Origin of the sequence: Parahaliea aestuarii, from assembly GCF_008064635.1 — a bacterium.
Lineage (GTDB): Bacteria > Pseudomonadota > Gammaproteobacteria > Pseudomonadales > Halieaceae > Parahaliea > Parahaliea aestuarii.
This window is the reverse complement of record NZ_VRYZ01000004.1, coordinates 408,898-432,043: the sequence shown is the minus strand read 5'-3', so window position 1 is coordinate 432,043 and position 23,146 is coordinate 408,898. Positions and strand designations below refer to the sequence as shown.

The window sequence follows — 23,146 nt, the reverse complement described above, 5'->3', positions numbered from 1 at the left end:
CAGAGCATAAAAGCCGGCATTCCAGCCGGTATGGCAGAAGGGGAAAGTCAGTGGCGGAAGCAACAGGTACGGTGGATGCAAACTCACCGGTACATTGGCAGCGGGTGGAAGTCTCCCGTTTCGGCGGGCCGGAGGTGCTGCAGGTGATCGACGAGCAGGGCCTGCCGCAACCCGGGCCGGGGCAGGTGCGGGTGCGGGTGTTGACCGCCGGCACGGGCTTTACCGACACCATTATCCGCCAGGGCCAGTATGTGGATGTCAAAGACAAGCCACCCTTTACGCCCGGTTACGACTATTTTGGCGTTGTGGATGCGCTGGGCGCCGGTGTCACTGACCTGGCGCCAGGGGACTTTGTTGCGGAAATGCCGGTGATTGGTGGCTACGCCCAATATCTCTGTACCGATGCAGAGCGACTGGTGCGCTGCCCGGCGGGGCTCGACCCCGCGGCGGCAGTGTGCATGATCCTGTCCTATACCACGGCCTACCAGATGCTGACCCGGGAGTGCAGCCTCAGTGCCGGGGATGCCATTCTGGTACACGCCGCGGGGGGCGCAGTGGGCACCGCATTACTGGAACTGGGGCGTGAACTGGGCCTGCAGGTCTTTGGTACCGCCTCTGCGGGCAAGCATGAACTGGTGCGCTCCTTTGACGCTACGCCTATCGATTACCGCAATGAGAAATTCGAAGCGGTGATCGCACGGGAGACCGGTGGGCAGGGCGTGAAGGCGGCATTTGACACTCTGGGTGGCGCCTCCTGGTCGCGCTCTTACCGCTGTCTGGCCAGGGGGGGGACGCTGGTCGCTTTTGGGGCGCTGCAACTGACGACCGGCGAGGAAAAACTGCCTGGCCTGTTGTGGGGCTTTGCCAAGTTGCTGGCCCTGTGGCCCCTGCTGCCCGACTCCCGCCGCAGTGTGTTCTACAACATCCAGCGGCGCCGGCAGAAACTGCCGGAGGAGTTTCGCGAGGATCTGTCGACACTCATGCAGTGGCTGGCCGAGGGACGACTACAGCCGGCGGTGGCTGCCGTGCGGCCGCTGCGCGAAGCACCGGACGTGCACCGGCAGATTGATACCGGCAGTATCGCCGGTAAAGTGGTACTGGACTGTAGCGCTTCCTGAAAGGTGTTCAGCAGGGTTTGAAAAGCGGCGCCAGGTAGGGCTTGCAGCCGTCCGGCGCCAGTTCCCGGAATACCACTGATAGCGGCATGTCGCAGGCCAGCTGGCTGGTATCGCAGTCGACTACCTGGCTGACCAGGCGCACCGCCGGATCCTCCTCCAGTGCCACCAGTGCGCAGACATAGGGGCTGAAGGCTGCGAAAGCCGGAAACAGTGGGCGCTTTACCACGCTGAAGGCGGCCAGCGTGCCGCGGCCCGACAGCGTCCGCCAGTACAGTCCTGCCCCGCAATGGGAGCAGGCCTCCCGCGGATACCAGACCAGCCGGTCGCACTGTTCGCAGCCGGGTATGGCCAGTTGCTGTTGCGCACTGGCCCGCCAGAAGGGGCCGGTCAGCGGGTGTTCGAGGTCGGGTTGCAGTTCGAGCATCCTTACACTCCCAGAATCAAAGTGCCCGCCTCGTCGGCGGTAAAGCCGGCGTAGGCGGCCCGCTGCGGGCTGTCGACCTGGTTGGCGGCCTGGCCGCGCAGCTGTTTCACCAGTTCCACCACATGGGCGATACCCAGCACGTAGGCGTGGGACAGCAGGCCGCCGTGGGTATTGGTGGGCAGGCCGCCCAGGCGGCGGCTGCGTTGATAGTCCAGTCGGCCTCCCTCCACAAAGGCACCGCCTTCGCCCTTGGCGCAAAAGCCCATGTCCTCGATCTGCATCAGCGCTGTGATGCTGAAGCAGTCGTAGATGCCGAGCACGTCGATATCCGCGGGGCCCAGGCCGGCCATGGCATAGGCGCCGGGTGCAGCGAAGTGCTGCGGCGTGCTGGTAATGTCGCCCTGCTGGGAGATATAGGGCGCGTTGGCAATGATGCCGTGCCCCACACCTTCCACGCTGACCGGCCGCTGCGGCAGGTCCCTGGCTCGCTCCGGTGTGGTCATCAGGTAGGCCGCGCCGCCGTCGGATATCAGGCAACAGTCCTCCACCCGCAGGGGCGATGCCAGGTGGGGGCGGTTCAGGTAGTCTTCCAGCGATAGCGCCCGGTCCTTCATGACGGCATCGGGCTGGCTGTTGGCGTGGCGGCGAAAGGCGGTTACCAGCTCGCCCAGTTGAGCCTCAGTGGTGCCGTATTCGTGCATGTGACGGCTGGCGAAGGTGGCAAAATAGAGGGGCTGGGGAAACCAGCCAAAGGGCAGTTCCAGCTGCGCCTTGATCAGCTCCGAGGCGTGCCAGGCGCCGGGGCCGCCGGCCATGGCCCCGCGTTTGCTGGCCCAGTCCACGGCAAAACTGTTGACGATGTACCTGGCCTTGCCACTGCGCAGGGCCTCCGCGGCCTGTGCCGGGGCGGTAGCGGCCCACACCATGCCGCCGCCGTCGCCGGATTCCCACATGGCGTGGCGGGTGCCGAAGTGCGCGCGGAAGTCGTCAGCGCTGAACTGGTCGCCCAGTGCGCCGCTGTACATGATGCCGTCGATATCGTCGGGTGTGAGACCGGCATCGGCAACACAGCGCGCGATGGCCTCGGCGGCCATGCCCTTGCTGGTGCGGTCCGAGGGGCCGCTGTAGGCAGTCTCGCCAATACCGGCGATGGCGACCTGGCCGCGGATATCGGGCAGGGCGGTGCCGCTGCCCCAGTCCGCTTCAGCCTTCATCCAGCACCCGGCCCAGGGTGGCGTCGCCGGCGATGGTGGTGCGGTGAATCAGCCGGTTGACGCCGGGGCGGGTGCCGGTGGTGCAGTGCATGGCGCGCCAGTTGTCCCACAGCACCATGTCGCCCTCGCGCCATTCGTGGAAGTAGTGAAACTCGGGCTGGCGAATGTGCTCGACCAGTTCCCGCAGCAGGTCCATGGCCTCGTCGTGGCACAGACCGGCGCGAGCCGGCGCGTACACCCGGTCCAGGTTGAGCTCGACAATTTCCAGCACCTTGCGCCCGGTGATCGGGTGGGTGACCACCGCGGGATAGGCGACGTCGGCGAAGTTGGGAAAGCGCATCTGGGCCGGGTTTTTGGGGCTTTTCGGACCGGGCTGATAGCCAGTCATGTCGACAAAACGCATATTGCGTCGCTGCATGGCAAAGCAGTACACGATCTCGAGCTTTTCCAGTAGCGCCTGTTTTTCCGCGTCGAGAGCGTCCCAGGCTTTGGCCAGGTCGCCAAAGCCGGTCAATCCCTTCTCGCTGGCGCAGACCACCGCCCGTAGCACCGCTCCGTGGTTGGGCTTTCCGGTGTAGTGCAGGTCCATGTGCCAGTCGAGTTTGTTGACCAGGGTCTCGCCATTGTAGAAGGCGGTGGCGTATTCGTCCTTGCCCGGCTCATTGACCAGCTCGAACAGTTCCGGGTATTCGTCATTGGTAGTGGCTTTCAGCGGATGCATTTCCAGCGGCCCGAAGATGCGGCTGAATTCAATCTGCTTGCCGGGGTCGATGTCCTGGTTGCGGAACAGCACAATGCCGTGCTCCAGCCAGATGGCCTTCAGCTCGGCTGCCAGGGCGTCGGAAATAGGGGCGTTGATATCGAAGCCACTGACTTCCACACCAACGTTGTCCAGTGGCTTTACCTGCAAACTCATGTTGTTGTCTCCGCTGCATTGAGGATACCCGGGTCCTGCCGCAGCTCGCGGCGGGCCATGGCTTCGAACAGAAAGGGAAAGCCGTTGGCGTCGGGCAGGGCGATCTGCTTGACCATGGCCTCGGGCAGGGCCTTGCCGCCGCCCGCCAGCCGCGCCTGCCAGGCGCGCTTGCTGCGCCATTCTAGGGTGGCCATGCGCAAATGGGCCTGGCGCAGGTTGGCGCCCAGTACCAGGGAACCGTGATTGGCGAGCAGCGCCCACTTGGCGTCGCCCAGCGCCTCCACCAGTGAGGCCGTGATGTTCTGGTCGTCAAAGGTGCCGTCGTACTCACTGAACACCGGCAGCGGTCCGTCGACATAGGCGCCGGCCTGGTCCAGTGGCGGCGGTGATTCGCCGAGACAGGCCCACAGGCCGCTCCACTCGGGGTGGTTGTGCATCACCACGTGCACGTCCTGGCGGGCGGCGTGCAATTGCAGGTGCAGGCCGATGGCCGGGGTCACGTTCCAGTCGCTGTCCAGCACCTCGCCCCTGGTGTTGACGGTGATGATGTCGGCCTCGGTGACTTCATCCCAGGTCAGCTCCCAGGGATTGCACAGCAGGTTGCCGTCCGCCAGGCGCAAGGTGATATGGCCGGCCAGGTGCTCGTTCCAGCCCTCGCGGCTGGCCATGCGACAGAGCAGGGCGACCTGGCCCTTGAGCGATACCTGGCCGAGCAGCGGATAGCGCCCCGGTCGCGGGGCAATGGCGGCCATAATATCGCGGTTGAGATGTTCGAATCGCTCCACGCTGGAGACCCTCCGTTTATGTTTTTATCCACGCTGGAGCATAACCGACCGGGGGCGCGGAAAGGCAGTGGCGGTGCACCTTGCAGGGGATTGGCGCCGGGCGGCTCAAGTCTTTGTACCGGCAATATTAAGTTGCAGTGGAAATGTTATTGCCCTTGACCTCATCCTGTTCGGATTCCACTCTAAAGTGCCAGACAATCGCATAACAACGAGAGTGCTGTCATGAGTCGATTCCCCTTTCCTGTCCCCCACGGCTGGTTCCACGTTGGATATGCCGCCGATCTGGCACCCGGCGATGTGCGCCAGGTCTACTATTTCGGTCGCGACCTGGTGCTGTGGCGGGACGAGCAGGGCGGTGCTCACCTGCAGGACTTGTACTGCCCCCACCTGGGCGCCAACCTCGCCGTGGGCGGCAAGGTGAAGGGCGAGCTGCTCGAATGCCCGTTTCACCACTGGCGGTTCGATGGCAGTGGCGCAGTGCGGGAGATTGATTACGCCAAACGCCTCAACGACAAGGCCTGTCTGAAAACCTACCCCCTGCAGGCGTACTACGGGGTGCTGATGGCCTGGTATCACCCGGATGGCGAAGCGCCGCTATGGCAGTTGCCGGAGATACCCGAATGCGTCGATTCCGCCTGGAAAGGACCGATCAGCCGCCCCCATCGCATCGCCACCTGCCTGCAGGAAATGGCGGAAAACACCGCCGACAGTGCCCATTTCCTGACCATTCACAAGCACCCCGGTGAGGCCAGTTACGACGAGTTTACGCTTGAAGGCCCGGCCATGATCATGCGCAGCAGGCAGTTGTTCCCCAGTTCGCGCGGGCCGGTGGAGGGCACGCTCAATACCGACAGTCTCGGATTCGGCTGGTCTGTGGTGCGTTACTCGACACTGGTGGATATCTGCATGGTTACCACCAACGTACCGATCGACAGCGAGACCAGCGAGCAGCACAACCATGTCTGGTACCACAACCCGGGCGATGACCCGAAGGTTGATCGCATCGCCATGGCCTTTGTGGAAGAGGTAAACCGGCAACTGGGGGAGGACATTCCCATCTGGGAGAATAAACGCTACCTCGCAGACCCGCGCCTGTGTGACGGCGACGGGCCGATCGCCAAGTTCCGTCGCTGGGCAGGGCAGTTCTACACGGCCTGATCAAAAACATTGCACTAGAAACGAAATATAATATACTGGCCTGGTCGTCGGGCACCTGCCTGTTCGCCGCAAGCCCGGCGGCGTCACCCTTAAACTATAAGAAGCGGGGATTGATTTATGTTGTACGCCACCCGGGGAATCTGTCGCCCCGCCATGAAGCCGCTGGCCGCCGCAGTGGTTGCACTCTGCGCCCTTCCCGCCCTGGGCCAGGATAACGCCATGGTGCTGGAAGAGGTGATCGTTACCGCCCAGAAGAAATCCGAATCACTGGCCGATATCCCGATGACTGTGAACGCCATCAGTGGCGACCAGCTGAACCAGTTCGCCACCTTTGAACTGACCGACCTGGAAAAACTGGTGTCGGGCTTTTCAATCAACGGCCAGGGCTATGACACCGAGATTGCCGTGCGCGGCATGGGAACCGACCTCGATGCCGCCGTCAGCCCCCGTGTGACCATCTACTGGGACGGGGCCTATGTCAGCCAGGAGCGCGGCCTGTTTGCCGGCCTGTTCGACCTGGAGCGGCTGGAACTGCTGCGCGGCCCCCAGGGTACGCTCTATGGCAAGGCCTCGCCCGCCGGCGCCATCACCATGCAGTCCCGCAGCCCCAATATGGAGGTGATGGACGGCTATGTGCAGCAGTCCTTCTCCCAGCGCGGCGGCTCCAATACCCAGTTTGGCGTATCCATCCCCCTGATCAAGAATGAGCTGAGCGTGCGGGTGTCCGGCCTGTACAGCCAGGACAGTGACGACGACGTCAAGAACCTCACCACCGGCAAAGAAGACACCGACTACTACACTGGTGGTCGCGTGGTGGTGAGCTGGGTGCCCAGCGATGTGTTCGACCTGCGCTTGTCCTACACCCAGAACGAGAGCGACCTCGATGTTGACCAGGTGCTCTACGGCAGCGGCATCGACTACGAGGACCGGGTGGCACTGGGCGGTGACAACTCCTGGCTGGAGAGCCGCTCCAAGTACACCGTGCTGGAGATGAATTACACCCTGCCCAATGACTGGACGCTGACCTCGGTCAGCAGCTACCAGGAAGACCAGGTGGAGCAGTTCCTCGACTTCGACTTTGTCGCCGTGCGCGGGGGAACCCAGGATGTGCCCTCGGACGTGTCGCCAGTCATCAATACCGAGTTGCGGCTGGCTTCCATCGGCAACGATTTCTGGGACTGGACCGCAGGCCTGTTCTACGCCGAGAGCAGCAGCCTGACCGGAGTGGATGTGCAGAATTTCATAGCGCCCATCCCTGGCATCAATGTCAAAACCTACACCACCGGCCCGGCCACCAATGACAGCGATGGCTGGGGGGCATTCCTGCACAACAGTTTCGACTTCAACGATGCCGGTATACTGACGGTGGGCCTGCGTTATACCTATGAAGACCGCTTTTCGGAGCAGCCCTTCGAAACCCAGGCCTTTCTTCTCCAGCCCGACGGTACCGAAGTGGGTCCGGTGCAGGTCATCACCCGTGATGGCGTGGCGCTGGAAGACCAGAAAATGGATGAGGGCGCCTGGACCGGCACCGTCAAATACCAGTACAACGTCAGCATGGACATGATGGTCTACGGGTCCTATGACCGCGGCTGGCGCGCCGGTGCCGCCAATATATCCGGCCGCGCCCAGCCGACAGAGTTCGGCGCCTTCGACTCGGAAACCAGTGACAACCTGGAACTGGGCATGAAGTGGAGTCTGATGGAAAGCCGGGGTCTGCTGAACGTGGCGGCCTATTACCAGACCTATACCGACTACCAGTACCAGACCAACGCGGTGTCCTTCCGCCAGCCCGAGATTGACGGCGGCGGCATCGGCCAGACCGATACCGTGGTGAACGTGGGCGAAGCGGAAACCATGGGAGTCGAGGCGGAGTTCTCCTACCTCATCGATACCAACTGGCTGATGAGTATTTCCGCCAGCTATAACGAGACGGAGTTCACCGACGCCAAGGGCGTGCCCTGTACCAATGGCGACCCGATAGCGGACGTTGAGTATGCCTACAATACCTGCGACCTGACCGGCGAACCGGCGGGCCGTATGCCGCAGTGGTCGGGGGTAGTGACCAGCGAGTACTCGCTGCCGCTGTCCCGTATCGGCAGCGAATGGTATGTGCGCGGCCTGCTGAAGGCCGAGAGCAGCCGGTTTGCTGCCAGTATCGATGACGATCTGCCGGGTTACGCTTTTGTCGACCTCTACACCGGTCTCCGGTCACAGGACGGCAGTTGGGATGTCTTCCTGTGGGGCAAGAATCTCTTTGATCGCGCGACGTTGCTCCAGGTCAAGCCGATCCCGCCAGTGCTGGATCCAGTCAACAGCGGCACAGTGGAAACCGGTTACATAGAAGTGCAGAACCAGCTTGCGCCGCGCACCGTTGGAGTCACTGCGAAGTACAACTTCTAGGCCATGCCCACCGGCCCCTACGCCCGCTTGTTCGAGCCGGTTGCGATCGGCTCGATGGAGATACCCAATCGCATCGCCATGTCGGCGATGACCACCAACTTTGGCACCGCAGACTTTGAAGTCAGTGAGCGCCTGATCGAATACCACGCCACCCGCGCCCGCGGCGGTGTGGGTCTGCTCACTGTCGAAATGTGCTCGGTGGATACCGCCCAGCGCTACCAGCCCCAGTCCCTGTCACTCGGCGACGAGCGCTTTATCGAGGGTCACCGGCGCCTGGTGGAGCGCGTGCACGCCGAGGGCGCGAAGATCCAGCCACAGATTTCCCATCCCGGTCCGGAATCCATGACTGATCCGGTGGGGCCATCGGTCTGCGTGGCTGCCGGTACTGGCTGGCCATCGCGAGTGCTGGCGGTGGAGGAAATCGACGCCATTATGGATCTTTACGCCGCCGCGGCGGTGCGGGCCCGGGAAGCGGGCTACGACGGCATGGAACTGCACGCCGCCCACGCTTACATGCTGCTGGGCTCATTCCTCTCCACTCAGCGCAACCGGCGTGAAGATGACTATGGCGGCGACCTGGAGGGGCGCGCCAGGATGCTGCTGGAAACCCTGCGACGGATCAAGCGTGTAGCGGGCCGTGATTTTCCGGTGACGGTGCGTATCTCCGGCTTCGAGGACAGCTTCGACGGCCGCGCCCTGTGGGAAACCCAGTTACTGGCGCCGCAACTGGTGGCGGCCGGGGCCGACTGCATACAGGTCAGTGGCGGCGTGTCACACGACAAACTGGTGGGCCAGATCGTCTGCGGTCCTGCCTATCCCGAGGCCTACAACGCACCGGTGGCGGCGGCCATTCGCGCGGTGGTGGATGTGCCGGTGATGGTGGTGGGCCGCATCCACCGACCGGAAGTGGCCCTGCAGGTGGTGGAACAGGGCAGCGCCGATGTGGTGATGATGGCCCGGCCACTGCTGGCGGACCCCGAGTTGCCCAACAAACTGCGCCAGGGGCGGGAGCGCGAACTGCGCCGCTGCCTGAGCTGCCAGAACTGTATCGATTCCATGCTGATCGCCCCGTTCGATGCGAATATGAATTGCGCCGTCAATGCCTTCAGCGGGCGCGAGACGGAGCTTGCTGTCGTGCCAGCCATACAGCGCAAGCACGTGGTGGTAATCGGCGGCGGTACCGCTGGCATGGAAGCGGCGCGCCTGAGTGCGGAGCGAGGCTTCCGGGTGACCCTGCTGGAGCGCTCGCCGCGACTGGGCGGCTCACTGTTCTTTGCCGCCACGGTGCACAGCGATAACGAACCCTTGCTGCACTTCCTGCGCAACGAGCTCGAGCGACTTCGGGTGGATGTGCAACTGGGCAATACCGCGACGCGGGACAAGGTGGCGGCATTGCGGCCCGATGCGGTGCTGGTGGCGACCGGTGCCAGGGTCGAGGTGCCCGATATTCCTCGCGTGGCCGGTGCGCGTATTTTCAGCGGCAGTGAGTTGCGCCACGCACTGTCCGGTGCGGGTGAGCCGGCACCGGGTTCCCGCTGGCCGCTGCGCCTGGCGGCGGCCGCACCGTCTCGGATACAGTCGCGCCTGACACCGGCCCTGCTGCGTCGCCTGACGCGTTATTACCTGCCCTTTGGCAAACGGGTCTGCATTGTCGGCTCCGACCTGGCGGCGGTGGAGTTGGCGGAGTTCATCGTCAGGCGGGGCCGGCAGGTGAGCCTGCTCAGCGAGCGTATCGAATTGGCCACGGAAGTCGGCCCCAAGCGCCGCCAGGAGCAGATGGTGCGGCTCGACCGGCCCGGTGTGGTGCTTATTACCGGCATCAGGGTAGAGCGTATCGAGCGGGCCGCGGTACATTTTTCCCGGGATGGAAAGCCGGGCAGTATCGCCGCCGACACCGCCGTGATCGCCGGCGAGCCGGTGGCGGATACCACTCTCGCAGAGGAACTGGAAGGCGTTTGCGACCGGGTCATTGCCATCGGTGACTGTACTGGCCTGGGCTTGATACGCCAGGCCACCGAGCAGGCCGCACGGGCTGTCTGTGGCCTCTGACACCGGTGCCGCCGCGATTGCGGCCGATCAACCGCTATTGCCGGATGCAGTGGCCGATGCCGATCCCGACAATCCGGCGCCGCCGACGCGAGCCTACACCCGCTATGTCCTGCTACTGATCTTCCTGGTCACCGTATTCAATACCTGTGATCGCACCATCCTGTCGGTGATGGTGGATGACATCCGCCTCGACCTGGCCCTCAGCGACCGACAGATGGGCTTTGTCATGGGCCTGGCTTTCGCTGTCACCTATTTCCTGGCGGGTATTCCCCTGGCGCGGCTGGCAGATGCCTGGTCGCGGCCGAAGGTGGTATCCCTGGCGCTGTTCAGCTGGAGCCTGATGACGGCCCTCGGCGGACTGGCGCAGAATTTCACCCAGTTGGCACTCACCCGGCTCGGGGTGGGGCTGGGGGAGGCCGGCGCCAGTCCACCCAACCAGGCCATGATTGCCGAGTATGTGGCGCCGGAGCGCCGCGCCCGCGCCATGTCACTGCTCACCGTCGGCGCTATTGCGGGCCTGGCGGTGGGCACGGTTTACGGCGGTTGGGCCAGTGCCCAGTGGGGCTGGCGATTTGCCCTGATCAGCGTGGGACTGCCGGGTGTACTGCTGGCGCTGTTGTTTGTGCTGACCGTGCGCGATTACCGCCAGCGCGATACCGAGCCAGGCGGCGATAGCCTGTGGCGCCAGTTGCGACAGCTGGCGGCGATCCGGCCCTTTGTCTATCTCACCCTCGCTACCTGCCTGATCAGCATTCCCAGCATGGGGCGCGCCCTGTGGGAACCGACCTTCCTGCGCCGCGTGTACGGCATGGGCGCGGCCGAGGCGGGTGGCTGGTATTTCGTGACCAGCGCCCTGCCCACGGTGGTGGGCGCGCTGCTGTTCGGCTACCTGCTGGACCGGCTGGCCCAGCGCGACCAGCGCTGGTATGTGTGGTTGCCGGCACTGTCCTGCCTTCTGCTGGTGCCGCTAACAGTCGGCTTTTACCTCTATCCCGTAGCACCGATGCTATTCGGGATCATGCCCCAGGCTTTTGTGCTGTCGATTGCCGCCTCGCTGGTGGGCGCCTGCTGGTCGCCGGCAGCCATGTCGCTGGCCGTGCAACTGGTGCCGGGGCACAGCCGCTCCGTGGCTGCCGCGACGTGGTCGATGATCGCCAGCCTGGTCGGCACCGGTCTCGGCCCGTTGTTGATTGGCGATCTCAACGCCCGGCTGGCACCGGTTCACGGCGATGAGGCGGTGCGCTATTCCCTGCTGGTGATCAGTGCGGCCCCGCTGCTGGCGGCGCTGGCCTACTGGCAGGCGGGGCGGCAGATGTCTGCGTATCAATAAACTGTACCGATTTGATGGCGGGGATTTATAAACAACTTCCATTATAAACATTGAAAGTGATATGTTTTGTGGTGGAGCTGGATGGGCGACCCAAAGCGCCCGCCGCCTGACATCCCCGCGATATAACATAAAGATTACAGAGAGGTGGGACATGCAAAGCACGTTCATTGCAAAGGACACATTCCGGTTTCGCACCGCGGATCGCAGCCGCCGGAGCGCCGTAGCGACACTGGTGCTGGCATCGGCGACCTCGCCCATCGCTTTCGCACAGGGCGCGCTGGAGGAAGTGGTGGTTACTGCGCGCAAGGTCGAGGAGAGCCTGCAACAGACCCCGATCGCTGTCACCGCCTACTCCCAGAACACTTTGCGCGAGCTGGGCCTGGAAACGCTCACGACAATTTCCACCACTACGCCGAACCTGCAACTGCAGCGCGGCGCCGGCGGTGACAGCAGCCTCGCCGCCTGCCTGCGCGGCATGTGCCGCACCGACGACATAATTACCGAAGAACCCATGGTGGGTACCTACGTCGACGGCTTTTACATCTCGCGCATGCAGGGTGCTTTCTTCGACCTGATCGATATCCAGCAGATTGAAATCCTGCGCGGCCCCCAGGGCACCCTGTTCGGCAAGAACACCGCCGGCGGTGCGATCAATATCACCACCGTGCGTCCGCACGACGAGCTGGAAGGCTACGTGGTGGGCAATCTGGGTAGCGATAACCTGCGCGGCGGCAAGTTCAGCGTCAACGTGCCGATGATGGATGGCTTCGCCGCCCGCCTTAGCTACGGCCAGCAGCAGCGTGACGGCCTGATCGAGAACACCAGCTTCTCCGATCTCAACGACAAGGACTATAAAACCGCCCGCCTGGCGCTGGCGGCCGATGTCACCGACTGGTTCAGTGCCGACTATGTGTTCGACTGGTTCGACGCCGACCAGACGCCCAACGGCTGGCAGCCGACGCTGGTAGAAGCCGGACTTGAGGTGGTATTCCCCGGGATTTCTGCCACCAGTGACCCGGGCCTGGATCGCGAAGTGACCACTGTGGAAGAGGTCTACGACCAGTTCGACCAGAAATTCAACGGCCTGACCCTGAACTTCACCCTGGGCGATATCGGCCCCATCGACGATCTGGTGATCAAGTCGTTGACCGGGCAGCGCCGCACCCAGCTCAGCAGCTTCCGCACCTCCATGCCCTACTACTTCATCTCCGGTCCGCTGGACCAGGACTACGAACTGCTGACCCAGGAGTTCCAGTTCCTCGGTTCGGCCCTGAACGGCGACCTGCAGATTGTGTCGGGGATCTTCCTGAGCGCCGACGAGGGCAGCTATGTACTGCAGCAGCAGTTCGCCTCGCCGGTGCCCAACACGGTGATTTCGCTGGATACCGAGACCGACACCTGGGCGGTGTACGCGGAGGCCACCTACCACTTCAACGAGCGCTGGAAGGCCTCGCTGGGCGGGCGTTACACCGAGGAGGAAAAGACCGTGGACTCCAGTCTGTTCTTCCCGCCCACCGGCGCCACCCTGCCGGTCAGCGAGCTGGCGCCCACCAATACCTTCGACACCGACAACTTCTCACCGCGGGTGACGGTGAGCTACGCGCCGATGGATGAACTGCTGGTCTACGGCAGCTACTCGGTGGGGTTCAAGAGCGGCGGCCTGAATGGTCGCGCGACGACGGTGGCGGACTTCTCCCAGTATGACGACGCCGAAATCCAGGCGGTGGAACTCGGCTTCAAGGCGGACTTCTTCGACAACCGCCTGCGCACCAACATCGCCGCCTTCTACCAGGAGCTGGATGACTGGCAGGTGCAGGTGAACAGTCTCGATCCGGTCAACTTCACCTTCCTCAGCCGTATCGAGAATGCCGCTTCCGCCACCATGATGGGGGTAGAGATGGAGGCGACCGCGGTTATCACCGATGGTCTGCAGTTGTCTGCCACTCTCGGCTGGCTGGACCCGGAGTACGACACCTACGAAAGCCAGGACCTGGCGACGCTGCAGCCGATCGACGTCTCCGATCAGTACCATTTCCAGCTGGCGCCGGAGTGGACCTCCAGCGTGACGGCCCGCTACAACAGGCAGCTAGGCGATTTCGCCAATCTGCTGATCCGGATCGACTACGCCTACGTCGACGACCAGTACTTCCAGGTGCAGCCCTCACCGTTAATTGAAGGGGAGAGCTACAGCCTGCTGGATGCGCGGGTTGAGTTGAGCGAACTGTTCGGCAGTGGTTTCTCCCTGTCCCTGTGGGGCAAGAACCTGGAGGATGAGGAATACCGCACCGGCGGTTTCGACGTGAAGACCTTTGGCATTAACCCCCCGGACGGCCTGTTCGCCAACAGTTGGGGAAATACCCGGGTGTGGGGCGTGGATGTGCGCTACGACTTCGGCAGCTGAGCGAGTTGCCGTATGGCTGGAAAACGGGCGCTTTGCGCCCGTTTTCTGTTATACGCTCAGGCCAGCGCCTCGATCATGATATGGCGGAACTGGCCGTTCTCGATCCGGTAGCGCCCTCTGAGTAACAGGGTCAGGGTTTCGCCGGCCGCCAGGCTGGCGCCAATGAAATCCTCGATACTGTCGCGCGCGGTCAGTTCGTCAGTGATGTCGACCACCGCGGTATTTCCCTCCATGACAACCCGGGTGGGATGCATCCTGTCTTCAAACAGGCCGACCAGATAGCGGTAGGTGGCCAGAACTTGCTCGCGCCCGCGCATCACGCCTTCCGCGGAGTGCAGCTCTACCTCGGGGTGATAAAAAGCCGACAGTGCCTCGGCATCCTCGCTGTTATAGGTCTGGTAGTAGCGTTGCATCAGTGCTTCGGACATGGTTTGCCTCTTCTTGCCAGAATAAATGGATTGCGGCTGGGCTAGCGGTTCCAGTCCGCCGGGCCGCTGCCCAACACGCTGATATCGCCGATATGGGCGCGGTTGAGCTTGCGGCGGTGGCACATGCGCCACTGCCCGTCCTGCAACTGCCACTGGTCGTGGTAGTCGCCGAGGGTGGAGAAGGTGAGATGGGCGCGCTCGCCCCGGCCCAGGTGCATATCGCTGACATAGGCGCGGCTGCTGGCGCGCTCGCCGTCGACCTCGATCAGTACGTTGCCCAGCAGGTGCTGGGTGGGGCCGCAATCGTCGAGGAAGGAGCGCATGTTGGCCACCAGTGCAGCGCGGCCGTTGAGTGTTCCGGCGCCGAGGTCGGCGCCGATGTCTTCGGTGGTGAGGGCGATCAGGGCGTTCCAGTCGCGCTCGTCCATGGCGCGGGCGAATTGCACCAGGGCGCGATAGATGGCGCGTTCAGCGAGCAGGGTATCCAGGTTCATGCCGGCGGCTCCACGGATGGCTATCCGCCCAGACTGGCAAGGGCCTCCTGTGCTGGCAAGGGCCGCGGCGGAAAAAAACCGTGAGGGGGTCGTTATGACGTACTCGCCGCGACAGCGGGAGCGGTCAGCGGCCACAGTTCCAGCTCGATACGACGGTTGGCGCTGCGTCCCTCGGGGGTCGCATTGTCTGCCACGGGCCGGCTGTCACCAAAGCCGCGCACGACGATGCGGCCGGATTCAATGCCCCGCTGGTTGAGGTAACGGCCCACGGCCATGGCCCGCTCCCGCGACAATTGCAGGTTGAAGCCGGCGTCGCCCTGGTTGTCGCTGTGACCGGCGATCAGCACCAGGCTCTGGTCGTACTCCCGCAACAGCGCCGCCAGCGCGTCCAGCGTCCCGTGAATGCCGGGATCGAGGCGGCTACTGCCGGTGTCAAAGCTGCCGCCGTCGGGCAGAGTGAGGCGGATGTGATCGGGCTGGCGCTGGATCTGGACGCCGCCGGGATAGATCGACTGTAGTCTGGCCGCCTGCACGTCCAGGTAGTAACCCACCGAGTCTGCCGGCAGGGCGTTGCCGTGGCGCGAGGTGGCAAGGGCCAACTGGTTCTCGACCTCGGCATCGCTGTTGGCCTGATTGAGTGCCGGGGCCGCGGTCTGCGGCGGTGCGGGGGGGGGCGGTGCAGGGTTGCCGGAGGACGGGATTTGGCTACAGCCGGCGACGGCCAGTAACAAAGCGGCGGCAATAAAGGGGGTTGAGCGGGCGATAGGGGCGGGCAAGCAGAGCGTCCTGTGGGTGGTAATCGGCGCCATTCTACGCCAAAAGTCCGCGGCGAGTGCAAGCGCGCATGATCCACTGACAGCACCGATTCAGTGGCCTTTCAAATAGCGCCGGAAGGCCCGGGCCGGCAGCGGGCGACTGTAGAGGTAGCCCTGGCCCAGTTGTACGCCATTGGCCGCCAGCCAGCGGGCCTGGTGCTCCGACTCGATGCCTTCGGCGACCATGTTCAGTTGCAGCGAGTGGGCCATCTCGATGATGTGAACGATGACCGAACTGGTGACGGCGTGGGTCTCGATGGCGTCGACAAAGGCCTTGTCCAGCTTCAGGGTGTCCAGCTCGAAGCTCTCCAGGTAGGAGAGACTGGAATACCCGGTGCCGAAGTCGTCCACCGCCAGTTGATGGCCGCGGCGGCGCAGTTCCGCCAGTAGCTGGCGCGACGTGTCGCTGTCGACCAGGGCGCGCTCGGTGATCTCCAGTTTGAGGGCGGAGGCCGGCAGCCCGGCGCCGGTGAGCACCCGGTCCAGGCTCTGGGGCAGGCGCGCGTCTTCCAGGTCCTGGGGAGACAGGTTGATATTGACGGTGAAGTTCGGGCGCTCTCTCAGCAGTGCACCCAGGTCGCTCGCCACACGCTCCAGCAGGATCAGGGTGAGGTCGGTAATCATGCGCCCGGATTCGGCCAGGGGAATGAACACCTCGGGGCTGATGGTTTCGCCACCCGCGCGCTGCCAGCGAGCCAGGGCTTCGGCGCCCACGCAGCGGCCGCTCTGCAGGTCGACGATCGGCTGGTACACCACGTCGATGGCACCGCTGTCGATGGCGCTGCGCAACTCTGCACTGAGGCTCAGGCGACGGCGGGAGACCCGCAGCACCACCAGTATCCACAGCACCACCAGCGCCAGGCCGAGCAGGGAAGCGGTGGCCAGCGAGGGCAGGTAGCGCTGCACGAACTGGCGCGATGGCTGAACGGCTACCACGTCCATCGGGAATACCGTATCGAGGGAAAAGCGCGCCAGAATGCGGTCACTGCCCCCTTCGATAGTGAGCCCCGGCGCCAGCGTCTCCGGCGCCGGCAAGTCGGCAGCGGCGGGTACGCTGACCATCAGCAGCCCCTCGACCCACAGCCCCGCCTGCTGGTCGGCGACAGCGCCGGCGTCCAGCAGCAGGCGCGGGTCGATGGCTATATCGTGGTCACCCAGGCGCATCAGGAACAGTTCGACATCGCCCACGGCGGTATCCGGGCCCGGCCACCAGGCCACGACACCATTGTCGTAGATGCGACTGGCGGAGGGCGGGGTAAGGGCGGCGCCCTGGACAAACCCGGCACCGCAGCGTCGCTCGGCGGCCCGCCAGTAGCCGATGGCGCGAATATAGGGCCTGGCGATGGCGGCGCTCTGCAGGGCGGCGATATGCTCCGGTGAACAGCGCGGCAGGGTGGAGGTGTTGAGGATTTCCAGCAGGCTGCGGGCGTCCACCAGGGCCGCTTCGGCCTGGCGTCCGAGCCGTTCCGCGAGAGTCCCCAGGCGCCGCTCTTCCGCCACCACCGATTCGCGCCACAAATACCAGCCGAGCAGGGTTATCAGCGCGATAACACCGGCCATGGCGATCAGCAGGGCGATGAGAACCGCGCGTTCGCGGCGGGCGGTGGCCGGGCGATGTACTGGGGCCAAGGGTGGCATCCGGTGGCTGAATCAGTGCCTACATTAGACGCGACGGCGGTCCGGGACAATGGGGCAGGCGTGCCCCGGGGTGCAAAGCGCAGAAGTGGGAGGCCGGTCACAGCTGCGCCGGCACCCTGTCGCAAAGCCGGTGGTACACTCCCGCCGTCCCGTAGTCCCGTTGTCCGGAGTTCACGATTCACCAGTTCCGCTACATCCTCTGTATTGTTGCGCTCTCGCTGTGGCCTGCGGCGGGATGGGGCGCACCTGCGGTATCCGCTTCGGCAGATGAGGAAATCGCCGCCCAGCTGCAGGCCATGGACAAGCTGGTCTGGCACGATCCCTGGGCAGCCAGGACCCGCCTGCAGGCGCTCGCGCCGCGCATAGACGCGGCCAGCAATGCAGTGCAGGCGCGTTACTACCTGAGCCTGGCCCACTCCCTGCAGTACCTCTATCTGAACAAAGAGTACGACCAGGCAGTGGCCGCTGGCCTGGCGGCCGTAGACGACGAAACGGCGCCCCATACGCACCGCTTTCTACAGGTGCTGGAGGCGGTGCGGGTGCGCCGTGAGGGCGACTACGAGGCGTCCTCCGCACTGATGCTGGAGGTCGCAAACTGGGCTGAGAGCGCCGGGGATCACTTTCTCCACGTGTTCGCCCTGGCGGAACTGGGCTTCACCCAGGGGATGAGCAGTAACAGCGAGCAGGCTTTTCCGCATTTGCAGGACGCTTTCGACGCGGCGGTCATGGTGCAGGACGTGTTCCTGATCGCTCTCGTCAACGAGTCCTACGGCGCCGTCTATGGCTATGTGGGCGAGTACGAGCAATCCATCGCCCACTATCGCAAGGCGCTGGCCAGTTACGCCGATCTTGGCTATTCGGTCTACGAGGCAGAGGCCACCTACGGGATTGCCATCTCCTACCGCTATGCCAAACAGTGGCAGGAGGCGCTGGAGATGTTTCGCCGCTACCGCCAGCTCACCGAGGTGCATCACAGTGAGCACGGACGCTTTTCCGCGCTTTACGGGCTGGGCATGACCTACGCGGAGATGGGGGATTGCGACAAAGCCCTGCCCGTCATCGCCGAGGCGCTGCAAGCGGGTGCGCCGGAAGACTTCAAGGCCGAACTCTACAAGCGGCAGGCGGTGTGCCTGGCCCGGGGCGGCAGGGCGACGGAAGCCGCCGCGGCGATTGCCGCCGCCCGCGATGTCTTCGACCGCCTGCCGGTCTTCAAGGGCACCCACTGGGAGCTGGAAGTGGGCCTCGCCGAGGCCGAGGTGGCCGCCGAGCTCGGCGACATGGATAGCGCCTATACACTGTTGCGCGACTACCACGAGCGGATTGTGGCCCTGCTGCGCGAGAGCGCCTCCGAGCGCCTGATGACGCTGCGGGTGGAAATGGAAAATGTGCGCAAAGACCATGAAATCGGCAGGCTGCAGGAGGCGGCGCGGATCGATGCGCTGGAACTCGAGCAGCAGCGTCGCAGCAATGAGCTGCAGCGCAGGACGGTGATTTTCTGGATCGGGGTGACCGCGGTGGTGCTGTTCTTCCTCGCCTGGCAGGTGCGCAGTGCCCGTCGCCTGCGCGAGATATCCAGTCGCGACTCCCTCACCGGGCTTTACAATCGCCGCTTTATCTTCCAGCGGCTGGAGGCGCTGTGTGCAGAATTGCCGATGGATCGCGGCGAGCTTTCCATCGTGTTGGTGGACGTGGATGACTTCAAGCAGGTCAACGACCGCTATGGCCACCCGGCCGGCGACAGCATCCTGAAAGAAATAGCGGCCATTGGCAGCAGCCTGTTGCGCCCGGGCGACGAGTTGGCCCGGGTGGGGGGAGAGGAGTTCCTCTGCCTGCTACCGCGCACCGGCGAGCGCAACGCCCGCATGGTGGCACGGCGTCTGCTGGAGCGGGTGCGCGAGCACCGTTTCGAAATATCCGGCCGGGGTGAAGTGAGCATTACGGTCAGCATTGGCGTGGCCAGTTTCGGCGCCCGGTGCGCCGATGCGGACAGCCTCTATGCCAAAGCCGACAGCGCCATGTACCGCGCCAAATCCAGCGGCAAAGACCAGTTGTACAGCACTGCCTGATCACGGCCGATGCTTGTCAGGGCCAAATACCTGCTATAGACTGCTACCGGTGGCATAAATTCTGAGCCAACACCGGTGCGGCAATCAATCGCCCGCCGTAACCCGTACATGGAGCGCCTATGCCTGTAGTCGGCTGCGCTCTGGTGACAGGAATAATAACGAATGTGGCAGTTTATCCGGGCGCTGCTCAGTGCCGCCCTCCTGAATTTCCTCAGCGCCTGCGGAGTGCGGGACGATGTAGTCGTGTTGCACATGGCACACACTCTCGACACCGGGCACACGGTGCACAAGGCAATGCTGCGCCTGGGCGAGCGTCTCGAGCACTACAGCGGTGGCAGCATGCGGGTGGCACTCTACCCCGGCGGCCAGCTGGGCAACGAGCGCGAACTGATCGAGTTGCTGCAAATCGGCAGCCTGGCAATGACCAAGGTCTCCGCCAGCCCGCTGGAGGGTTTTGTGCCCGAGATGCAGGTGTTCAACATCCCCTATGTGTTTCGCGACAAGGATCACTACCAGCAGGTGCTGGACTCGCAACTTGGCCAGCAGTTGCTGGATGCCCCGCTGCCGGTACGCCTCAAGGGGCTCGGCTACTACGACGCCGGCAGCCGCAGCTTCTATACGGTCAACCGGCCGGTGCGCGAGCCGGCTGATCTCAATGGCCTGAAAATCCGTGTGCAGGAGAGCCAGACCGCCCTGCGCATGGTGGGTGCCCTCGGTGGTGCCGCCACGCCTATCGCCTGGGGCGAGCTGTACACCGCCCTGCAGCAGGGTGTGGTCGACGGCGCGGAAAACAACCCTCCCAGCTTCTATCTGTCCGGGCACTATGAAATCTGCAAGTACTACACCCTGGACGAGCATACCGCGGTGCCCGACCTGCTGCTGATCGGCACGGTGGCCTGGAATGCGCTGAATGCGCAGCAACAGCAGTGGCTGCAGCGGGCAGTGGACGATTCGGTGGCCTACCAGCGCCAGTTGTGGGCGGCGGACAGTGACGCCGCACTGGCGGCGGTGGAGGCTGCGGGGGTGGAAATCATCCGCCCCGACAAGCGCAAGTTCCAGCAGCAGGTGGCCGCCATGCAGGCGGGCTACGCCGGGACGGCGGTGGGTGAACTGATAGCGCAGATTGCGCAGGTGGGGAGGTAGGCGTGCTGGTAACGCTGGATAAATTGTTTCGCGTGCTGCTGGCGGCGCTGATGGCGCTGCTGGTGGTGTCGGTAACCTGGCAGATTTTGTCCCGCTATCTGCTGGCGGTGCCGAGCTCCTGGACCGAGGAGCTGGCGCGCTTCCTGCTGGTGTGGATCGGCATTCTGGGTGCTGCCTACGCCTACAAGGTGAAGATGCACCTGGGGATAGACCTGCTGGCTCAGAGCCTGAGGGGTCGCAAGGCCTTTCTGCTGGAGTTGCTGGTGAACAGTGTGGTGGTGGTGTTCGCGGTGGCGGTCATGGTGGTCGGCGGCAGCAAGCTGGTGGCGATGACCTGGGAGCTGAACCAGATCTCTCCCGCCCTCGGCATCCCCATGGCCTTTGTCTACACTGTGGTGCCGCTCAGCGGCGCCCTGGTTTGCCTGTATGCCGCGGAACACAGCGTGCAGGCCTGGCGCGAGCACTGCGTCGGCGCCGGCAGTAGCGGAACCGGGAGGGCTTGATCATGGTTGAACTGGCACTGGTTCTGACCTTTGTTGTCCTGCTCACCCTCGGTGTGCCGGTGGCCTTCTGTATCGGCCTGGCGACCATGCTGGCGATGCTGGTTTCCATCGACCCCGGCCCGGCCCTCACCACCATCGCCCAGCGCATGGCGGGGGGCATCAACAGTTTCGCCCTGCTGGCGATTCCCCTGTTCATTCTTTCCGGCCTGTTGATGGGGCAGGGGGGGATTGCCCGTCGCCTGATTGATTTTGCCAAGTGCCTGGTAGGCATGGTGCCCGGCGGGCTGGCCTTTGTGAACGTGATCTCCTGCACCCTGTTCGGCGCTATTTCCGGCTCCGCCGTGGCGGCCACCTCGGCGGTGGGCGGCTTTATGGTGCCGGCGATGAACGAGGAAAAGTACGAACGCGAGTTCAGTGCGGCGTTGACCGCAACCTCGGCGACCACCGGCCTGCTGATTCCGCCCAGCAACATACTGATCGTGTACGCCGTGGCCAGCGGTGGGGTGTCCATTGCCGCCCTGTTCGTCGGCGGTTACCTGCCAGGTGTACTGGTTGCCCTGTGCCTGATGGGGGTGTGTGCCATCTACGCAAAACGCCGCAATATGCCGGCGGGTGGCGTGGTCAGCGGCCGGGAGTTCCTGGGCCATACACTGGCGGCGGCCCCCAGCCTGTTCCTGATCGTGCTGGTGATTGGCGGCATCATCGGCGGCATCTTTACCGCCACTGAGGCGGGGGCCATTGCCGTGCTCTACGCCCTGGGCCTGTCGGTGCTTATTTATAGGGAAGTGGCGGTGCGGGAATTGCCGGGCATCCTGCTCAAGGCCACCGAAACCACTGCCATCGTCATGTTGCTGGTGGGCACGTCCATGGCCATGTCGTGGTTGCTGGCCTTCCAGAATGTGCCGGTGCTGGTGGCAGAGACCCTGCTCGCCTTCAGCGACAACCCGCTGATGATTCTGCTGATGATCAACCTGGTGCTGCTATTGGTCGGCTCCTTTATGGACATGACGCCGGCGGTGCTGATTTTTACCCCGATCTTCCTGCCGGTGGCGGTGCAGCTCGACATGTCGCCACTGCACTTCGGCATTATGATGGTGCTCAATCTGTCCATCGGCCTGTGCACGCCGCCGGTGGGCAGTGTGCTCTTTGTCAGCTGCGCCATCGCGCGCACCTCCATCGCGAAAATCATCCGCCCGCTGATGCCGATGTATGCAGCGATGTTCGTTGCCCTGTTACTGGTAACCTACGTGCCCTTCTTCAGCGAGGCGCTGCCGCGCTTTTTCGGACTCTATGAATGACTGACGAAAACCTGCAGAAACCGCGCGTTGCGTCCATCGGCGAATGCATGCTGGAGCTGTCCGGCGCGCCGGCGCCGGGCCCCGCTCGCAGTATGAACCTGGGGTATGGCGGCGACACCCTGAACACGGCAGTGTACCTGGCGCGCCTGGACATCGCGGCGGACTACGTCACCGCCCTTGGCGACGACAGTCACAGCCAGTGGATGATAAAGCGCTGGCAGGCTGAAGGCGTGGGCACCGAGCTGGTCTACCGCCTGCCCGGCCGGGTGCCGGGCCTGTACATGATAGATACCGACCCGGACGGCGAGCGCCACTTCAGTTACTGGCGCAGTGCCGCGCCGGCACGCGAGCTGTTTGATGATGTCGGCCGCGTAGACAGCCTGGCGCAGGCCCTGAAGCACTATGACCTGGTGTATTTTTCCGGTATCAGCCTGTCTCTCTACAACGCCGCAGCGCGGGAGCGCCTTTATGCCCTGCTGGCGCAGGTGCGCGCAGCGGGAGTGAAAGTGGGCTTCGACGGCAATTTCCGACCGGCGGGCTGGCCTGATCGCCCGGCCGCCCGGGCGGCCTTTACCCGCGCCTGCGAACACGCCGACATTGTGCTTCCCACCTTCGAGGATGAGTGCGACCTGTTTGGCGATACCTCTCCCGAAGCGACGATTGAACGTATTGCCAGCGCGGGAGCCAGAGAAATCGTGCTCAAGCAGGGGCGCGCGGGCTGCCGCGTATGGTGCGAGGGTGACACCCTTCAGGTGCCGGCGCAGCCAGTGGCGCGGCCGCTGGATACCACGGCTGCTGGTGATTCATTCAATGCTGGCTATCTGGCGGCACGGCTGCGAGGTATGTCGTTACAGGAGGCGGCGGTCTGGGGCCACCGGCTGGCAGCCGGGGTGATTCAGGTGCGCGGCGCCATTATTCCGGTGTCACGCATGCCGCTCATGCTGGATATCGATGCGCCCTGAG

At 64.0% G+C, this 23,146-nt stretch carries 19 protein-coding genes; 11 read left to right on the top strand and 8 right to left on the bottom strand.

Annotation, left to right across the window (positions count from 1 at the left end; genetic code table 11):
• Positions 1–50: 50 nt before the first annotated feature.
• Positions 51–1,118 carry a medium chain dehydrogenase/reductase family protein gene (locus FVW59_RS11395; RefSeq protein ID WP_246139713.1) on the top strand — a complete coding sequence of 356 codons (1,068 nt, stop codon included), beginning with the start codon at positions 51–53 and terminating at the stop codon, positions 1,116–1,118.
• Positions 1,119–1,125: 7 nt separating this feature from the next.
• On the opposite strand, the gene FVW59_RS11390 is transcribed toward FVW59_RS11395, so the two are convergent.
• From FVW59_RS11390 to FVW59_RS11375, 4 genes are read right to left on the bottom strand one after another with little or no spacing between them, the layout of a single operon-like run.
• Positions 1,126–1,542: a Zn-ribbon domain-containing OB-fold protein gene (locus FVW59_RS11390; RefSeq protein WP_148064444.1), complete on the bottom strand. Its 417-nt coding sequence runs from the start codon at positions 1,540–1,542 to the stop codon at positions 1,126–1,128.
• A gap of 2 nt (positions 1,543–1,544) precedes the next feature.
• On the bottom strand, positions 1,545–2,756 hold the full coding sequence (locus tag FVW59_RS11385) for a thiolase C-terminal domain-containing protein (protein WP_148064443.1): 1,212 nt from the start codon (positions 2,754–2,756) through the stop codon (positions 1,545–1,547).
• Positions 2,746–3,672 (bottom strand): TauD/TfdA dioxygenase family protein, encoded by a 927-nt coding sequence (locus tag FVW59_RS11380; protein WP_148064442.1) that lies wholly within the window; start codon positions 3,670–3,672, stop codon positions 2,746–2,748. Before FVW59_RS11380 ends, FVW59_RS11385 begins: the two co-directional genes overlap by 11 nt.
• Positions 3,669–4,457, bottom strand: coding sequence for a class II aldolase/adducin family protein (locus FVW59_RS11375; RefSeq protein WP_148064441.1), 789 nt, complete (start codon positions 4,455–4,457; stop codon positions 3,669–3,671). The genes FVW59_RS11380 and FVW59_RS11375 overlap by 4 nt, the downstream gene beginning before the upstream one ends.
• Positions 4,458–4,679: 222 nt before the next feature.
• Between FVW59_RS11375 and FVW59_RS11370 the strand changes: the two genes are divergently transcribed.
• The 5 genes from FVW59_RS11370 to FVW59_RS11350 all read left to right on the top strand — a co-directional run bounded on the left by FVW59_RS11370 (position 4,680) and on the right by FVW59_RS11350 (position 13,798).
• Positions 4,680–5,615, top strand: a complete 936-nt coding sequence (locus FVW59_RS11370; RefSeq protein ID WP_148064440.1) for an aromatic ring-hydroxylating oxygenase subunit alpha — start codon at positions 4,680–4,682, stop codon at positions 5,613–5,615.
• A 117-nt stretch (positions 5,616–5,732) separates the two neighbouring features.
• Positions 5,733–8,018 (top strand): TonB-dependent receptor, encoded by a 2,286-nt coding sequence (locus FVW59_RS11365; RefSeq protein WP_148064439.1) that lies wholly within the window; start codon positions 5,733–5,735, stop codon positions 8,016–8,018.
• 3 nt (positions 8,019–8,021) lie between these two features.
• A complete protein-coding gene (locus FVW59_RS11360) occupies positions 8,022–10,067 on the top strand; it encodes an oxidoreductase (RefSeq protein ID WP_148064438.1) in 2,046 nt (681 codons plus the stop codon).
• Positions 10,057–11,397, top strand: coding sequence for a spinster family MFS transporter (locus FVW59_RS11355; RefSeq protein WP_187275855.1), 1,341 nt, complete (start codon positions 10,057–10,059; stop codon positions 11,395–11,397). Before FVW59_RS11360 ends, FVW59_RS11355 begins: the two co-directional genes overlap by 11 nt.
• A gap of 151 nt (positions 11,398–11,548) precedes the next feature.
• A complete protein-coding gene (locus FVW59_RS11350) occupies positions 11,549–13,798 on the top strand; it encodes a TonB-dependent receptor (RefSeq protein WP_187275854.1) in 2,250 nt (749 codons plus the stop codon).
• A 56-nt stretch (positions 13,799–13,854) separates the two neighbouring features.
• Here the strand turns inward: FVW59_RS11350 and FVW59_RS11345 are convergent, their stop codons facing one another.
• The 4 genes from FVW59_RS11345 to FVW59_RS11330 all read right to left on the bottom strand — a co-directional run bounded on the left by FVW59_RS11345 (position 13,855) and on the right by FVW59_RS11330 (position 17,173).
• The gene (locus FVW59_RS11345) at positions 13,855–14,226 is read right to left on the bottom strand and encodes a nuclear transport factor 2 family protein (RefSeq protein WP_148064435.1); all 372 of its coding nucleotides are present in this window, start codon (positions 14,224–14,226) and stop codon (positions 13,855–13,857) included.
• Between the two features lie 41 nt (positions 14,227–14,267).
• Entirely contained in the window at positions 14,268–14,720 is a 453-nt protein-coding gene (locus FVW59_RS11340; protein WP_148064434.1) for a nuclear transport factor 2 family protein, read from the bottom strand.
• 92 nt (positions 14,721–14,812) lie between these two features.
• Positions 14,813–15,496, bottom strand: coding sequence for an OmpA family protein (locus FVW59_RS11335; protein WP_187275853.1), 684 nt, complete (start codon positions 15,494–15,496; stop codon positions 14,813–14,815).
• Between the two features lie 90 nt (positions 15,497–15,586).
• On the bottom strand, positions 15,587–17,173 hold the full coding sequence (locus FVW59_RS11330; RefSeq protein WP_148064432.1) for an EAL domain-containing protein: 1,587 nt from the start codon (positions 17,171–17,173) through the stop codon (positions 15,587–15,589).
• A gap of 296 nt (positions 17,174–17,469) precedes the next feature.
• Here FVW59_RS11330 and FVW59_RS11325 point away from each other — a divergent pair, with 296 nt between their 5' ends.
• From FVW59_RS11325 to FVW59_RS11305, 5 genes are all read left to right on the top strand, one after another.
• Entirely contained in the window at positions 17,470–19,239 is a 1,770-nt protein-coding gene (locus tag FVW59_RS11325; RefSeq protein ID WP_148064431.1) for a tetratricopeptide repeat-containing diguanylate cyclase, read from the top strand.
• Between the two features lie 162 nt (positions 19,240–19,401).
• Positions 19,402–20,382 carry a TRAP transporter substrate-binding protein gene (locus FVW59_RS11320; RefSeq protein WP_148064430.1) on the top strand — a complete coding sequence of 327 codons (981 nt, stop codon included), beginning with the start codon at positions 19,402–19,404 and terminating at the stop codon, positions 20,380–20,382.
• A 2-nt stretch (positions 20,383–20,384) separates the two neighbouring features.
• Positions 20,385–20,885 (top strand): TRAP transporter small permease, encoded by a 501-nt coding sequence (locus tag FVW59_RS11315; protein WP_342779700.1) that lies wholly within the window; start codon positions 20,385–20,387, stop codon positions 20,883–20,885.
• Between the two features lie 2 nt (positions 20,886–20,887).
• Complete coding sequence (locus FVW59_RS11310) at positions 20,888–22,183, top strand: TRAP transporter large permease (protein ID WP_425468402.1); 1,296 nt, start codon at positions 20,888–20,890, stop codon at positions 22,181–22,183.
• Positions 22,180–23,145: a sugar kinase gene (locus tag FVW59_RS11305; protein ID WP_148064428.1), complete on the top strand. Its 966-nt coding sequence runs from the start codon at positions 22,180–22,182 to the stop codon at positions 23,143–23,145. Before FVW59_RS11310 ends, FVW59_RS11305 begins: the two co-directional genes overlap by 4 nt.
• The last annotated feature ends 1 nt before the right edge of the window (position 23,146 follow it).

Coding starts and splice junctions, on each gene's coding strand:
- FVW59_RS11390 (WP_148064444.1), bottom strand. CDS start 1,542: ATGCTCGAACTGCAACCCGACCTCGAACACCCGCTGACCGGCCCCTTC.
- FVW59_RS11385 (WP_148064443.1), bottom strand. CDS start 2,756: ATGAAGGCTGAAGCGGACTGGGGCAGCGGCACCGCCCTGCCCGATATC.
- FVW59_RS11380 (WP_148064442.1), bottom strand. CDS start 3,672: ATGAGTTTGCAGGTAAAGCCACTGGACAACGTTGGTGTGGAAGTCAGT.
- FVW59_RS11370 (WP_148064440.1), top strand. CDS start 4,680: ATGAGTCGATTCCCCTTTCCTGTCCCCCACGGCTGGTTCCACGTTGGA.
- FVW59_RS11365 (WP_148064439.1), top strand. CDS start 5,733: ATGTTGTACGCCACCCGGGGAATCTGTCGCCCCGCCATGAAGCCGCTG.
- FVW59_RS11360 (WP_148064438.1), top strand. CDS start 8,022: ATGCCCACCGGCCCCTACGCCCGCTTGTTCGAGCCGGTTGCGATCGGC.
- FVW59_RS11350 (WP_187275854.1), top strand. CDS start 11,549: ATGCAAAGCACGTTCATTGCAAAGGACACATTCCGGTTTCGCACCGCG.
- FVW59_RS11345 (WP_148064435.1), bottom strand. CDS start 14,226: ATGTCCGAAGCACTGATGCAACGCTACTACCAGACCTATAACAGCGAG.
- FVW59_RS11340 (WP_148064434.1), bottom strand. CDS start 14,720: ATGAACCTGGATACCCTGCTCGCTGAACGCGCCATCTATCGCGCCCTG.
- FVW59_RS11330 (WP_148064432.1), bottom strand. CDS start 17,173: ATGCCACCCTTGGCCCCAGTACATCGCCCGGCCACCGCCCGCCGCGAA.
- FVW59_RS11325 (WP_148064431.1), top strand. CDS start 17,470: ATGGACAAGCTGGTCTGGCACGATCCCTGGGCAGCCAGGACCCGCCTG.
- FVW59_RS11320 (WP_148064430.1), top strand. CDS start 19,402: ATGTGGCAGTTTATCCGGGCGCTGCTCAGTGCCGCCCTCCTGAATTTC.
- FVW59_RS11310 (WP_425468402.1), top strand. CDS start 20,888: ATGGTTGAACTGGCACTGGTTCTGACCTTTGTTGTCCTGCTCACCCTC.
- FVW59_RS11305 (WP_148064428.1), top strand. CDS start 22,180: ATGACTGACGAAAACCTGCAGAAACCGCGCGTTGCGTCCATCGGCGAA.